The following is a 3,594-nucleotide window of genomic DNA, read 5'->3' as shown; positions in this document are numbered from 1 at the left end:
GTAGAGCATTCGGCTGTTAACCGAAGGGTCGTAGGTTCGAACCCTACTCGGGGAGCTAAAACCTGTAAGTATAATACTTACAGGTTTTTTTGTATAATCGGGATTGCATTTCCTATTACACAAAACTCTACGTCAAGTTGTTAAAAACTTAGCATAATATTAACGTCTTTAAAGCTTCAAAAAACAACCACATTTATGTTAAAATAATTAAAAGATGCGGGGGCGAGTCCCAAGGTCGTTAAGCGAGTCCTAAGTTCATTAAAATAGTGTTCGAAAAGGTACTTTATTAAAGGATACATATTAATTAATACATATTAAATATAGAAGAAAGGCGTTTATGGGATTACAATTATATCAAAAAAATTTACTGGAAAAACTAAAAGAGTCATTAGGAGCTGTGTTGCCGATCATAGGCATTGTGCTGGTGTTATGCTTTAGCATTGCGCCCATTCCAAACAGCGTCCTGATGACTTTTGTTGTTGGTGCAGTTCTCCTGATCATCGGAATGATGTTCTTTACACTTGGTGCGGAGATGGCGATGACTCCTATGGGAGAACGAATAGGAACGAAACTGACCAATACAAGAAAGATAAGTGTAGTGATAGTGCTGTGTTTTATCCTTGGCTTTATCATCACCATATCAGAACCGGATCTTCAAGTATTGGCTGAACAAGTTCCATCCATTCCCAATTACACGCTGATTATTGCAGTAGCAACAGGAGTTGGAATATTTCTTGTAGCCGCAGTACTTCGAATGTTATTTGGAATTCCACTGGCACATATGCTTTTAATTTTGTACCCGATCATATTCATTTTGGCAAGCATTGTTCCACAAGATTTTCTGACAGTGGCATTTGATTCAGGCGGAGTAACAACAGGACCTATGACAGTACCATTTATTATGGCGTTAGGAATCGGATTTTCAGCAGTTCGAAGTGATAAACATGCGGAAAATGATAGCTTTGGTCTGGTTGCATTGTGTTCAGTCGGACCAATTCTGGCAGTATTGCTGCTTGGCTTACTTTACCACCCAGGGGGAAGTGGATACGAACAGACAATGATTGTGAAGACCGATAATTCAGTAGAAATGTGGCAGCTTTTTCAAGAAGGGCTTCCTTATTATATGAAAGAAATGCTGATTTCTTTACTGCCAATTATTTTATTTTTCTTCATTTTTCAGATTGTATCATTACATCTTCACAAAAAGACGTTGGTAAAAATTATTATAGGAATCATTTATACATACATAGGTCTTGTACTTTTCCTAACAGGGGTAAATGTGGGATTTATGCCGGCAGGTAATTATCTGGGTCAAGTGATTGCGGGGCTTTCCTATCCATGGATCATCGTGCCGATTGGTATGCTGATCGGTTACTTTATCGTAAAAGCGGAACCAGCAGTATATGTATTAACGGAACAGGTAGAAGAACTGACTTCCGGAGCCATTTCCGCAAAAGCAATGGGAATGAGTCTGTCCATCGGAGTCGCATTCTCTCTGGGACTGGCAATGGTGCGGGTGCTTATCGGCATTTCGATTTTGTGGTTTCTGCTCCCAGGATACGCAGTAGCCCTTGGATTAACATTTTTCGTGCCCAAAATATTTACAGCAATCGCATTTGACTCAGGAGGCGTAGCATCCGGACCGATGACAGCAACATTTTTACTGCCATTTTCAATGGGAGCATGCGAGGCGCTAGGTGGAAATGTTGTGACAGATGCGTTTGGAGTGGTAGCTATGGTAGCAATGACGCCGCTTATAACAATTCAAATCCTTGGACTGATCTATCAGATTCAGGAACAGATGAAAGAAAAACAGGCAGCAAAAGATTACACAAGTATAAAAGTATGCATAGAAAATCTAGACAATGTAGACAATCAAGAAATCATTGAGTTGTAAACAGTCGAGTTGTAAACAGGGATAGAGATTTTTACAAGGCGCATATTAGTGAAGATGGAAAATGTTTAAGAAAATTAGAAAGTTCGGAGATAATTTATGAGTAGATTATATATGATGGTGACGATTACAGACAGGAACCGAAAGAAGAAATTTGAAGAATTTTATAAGAAAAATGAGCATATGGTTTTCTTTACAACATTGGGACGTGGAACCGCAAATAGTGAGATGTTGGACTATTTCGGATTGGAAGAATCAGAAAAGGTCGTAATTCTATCGGTGGTAACAGAAGAAACGTGGAAGAAACTAAGGCGGGAAATGATTGTAAAGATGCAGATCGACGTGCCGGGAACCGGAATTGCATTTATCGTGCCACTCAGCAGCATCGGCGGAGAAAAAACATTACATTTCCTGATACAGAGCGAGAAATTTGAACGGGAGGAGGAGTCCACTTTGAAAGAAACAGAATATGAATTATTAGTAGCAATTGCCAATCAGGGGTGCATCGACACCGTGATGGACGTGGCGAGAAGTGTAGGAGCCGGAGGCGGAACCGTGATCCATGCGAAAGGAACCGGCATGGAAACAGCAGAAAAATTTCTTGGCGTATCACTGGCGGCAGAAAAAGAAATCATATTGATCGTCACAAGAAAGAAACAGAAAAATGCAATCATGAAAGCCATGATGGAGCAGACAGGACTTGCCAGCAAAGAAAAAACAATTATATTTTCCCTGCCGGTCACAAGCACAGTAGGACTTAGAATGTATATAGATGAAATGGATATGGATGAGGAAGAAAAAGACAGATAATTCGTGCGTAATGATATTCAATTTCAGTTATAATGAGAACAAAAATCAATAAGCCTGCTCAAGTGAGTAATAATTATCAATAAGGAAAAAGAAGTGGAAATGAAAAAACAAATGCGTTACAATTTAGTGAATTCAAAGTGATGATATAGTACTGAACCAAAAAGTACATATCACATATACTAACATCATATAAGAACCTAGAAGTAGAAAGAAAGGCAGGAGACAAAAGATGTCAAACATTTTAAAAGGCTTAAAAAAAGTAGATGGAAAGAAGACAGGAATCTTTGCAGCAGGAGTATTATTCGGAACTGCAGGAATCAAAGTTCTGTCCAGCAAGGACGCTAAAAAATTATACACAAACTGTACAGCAGCAGTTTTAAGAGCAAAAGAATGTGTGCTTAAGACAGCAGCTACAATTCAGGAAAATGCAGAGGACGTATATGCAGAAGCACAGCAGATCAACGAAGACAGAGCAGCAAAAGAAGAGCAGGAGTACGCAGAGGCAGTAGCAGCAGAAGAGGCCGAAGAAGCAGAGGAAGCAGCAGAAGCTGATGAGACAGATTTTGCGGAAGAGACAGCCGAGTAAGAACGCAGATAAGACAGCAAAGTAAGACAGGTAAGTCAGACAGCTAAGTCAGACAGCCGAGTAGTTCAAGGAGAACTAGCATAAAAATTATTGTGATAATTATAAAAATGTAAGGAAAAATCAGGACACCTGTGGTTAAGACTGCAGGTGTCTTGACAAGTTGTAAGAGAATCAACAGCAAGCGAACCACAGCGAGCGAATCACTGCGAGGTAAGCTGTAAGAGAATCAACAGCAAGTGAACCACAGCAAGCGAATCACTGCGAGGTAAGCTGTAAGAGAATCAACAGCAAGTGAACCACAGCA

General features: G+C 39.9%; 3 protein-coding genes. All 3 read left to right on the top strand.

The window, feature by feature from the left end; all coding sequences use genetic code 11:
- Positions 1-337: 337 nt before the first annotated feature.
- The 3 genes from LI164_RS15425 (at position 338) to LI164_RS15415 (ending at position 3,290) form a co-directional block, all read left to right on the top strand.
- Positions 338-1,897: a DUF1538 domain-containing protein gene (locus LI164_RS15425; protein WP_227087365.1), complete on the top strand. Its 1,560-nt coding sequence runs from the start codon at positions 338-340 to the stop codon at positions 1,895-1,897.
- Positions 1,898-1,993: 96 nt separating this feature from the next.
- The gene (locus LI164_RS15420) at positions 1,994-2,704 is read left to right on the top strand and encodes a P-II family nitrogen regulator (protein ID WP_117650688.1); all 711 of its coding nucleotides are present in this window, start codon (positions 1,994-1,996) and stop codon (positions 2,702-2,704) included.
- A 229-nt stretch (positions 2,705-2,933) separates the two neighbouring features.
- Positions 2,934-3,290 carry a DUF6110 family protein gene (locus LI164_RS15415; RefSeq protein ID WP_005336087.1) on the top strand — a complete coding sequence of 119 codons (357 nt, stop codon included), beginning with the start codon at positions 2,934-2,936 and terminating at the stop codon, positions 3,288-3,290.
- Positions 3,291-3,594 lie beyond the last annotated feature (304 nt).

It is taken from the genome of Dorea sp. 210702-DFI.3.125 (assembly GCF_020560945.1).
In the GTDB taxonomy this organism is placed as follows: domain Bacteria; phylum Bacillota; class Clostridia; order Lachnospirales; family Lachnospiraceae; genus Dorea; species Dorea formicigenerans.
Note: the sequence above shows the minus strand (reverse complement) of the source record. Positions and strands in the feature narration are given on the sequence as shown.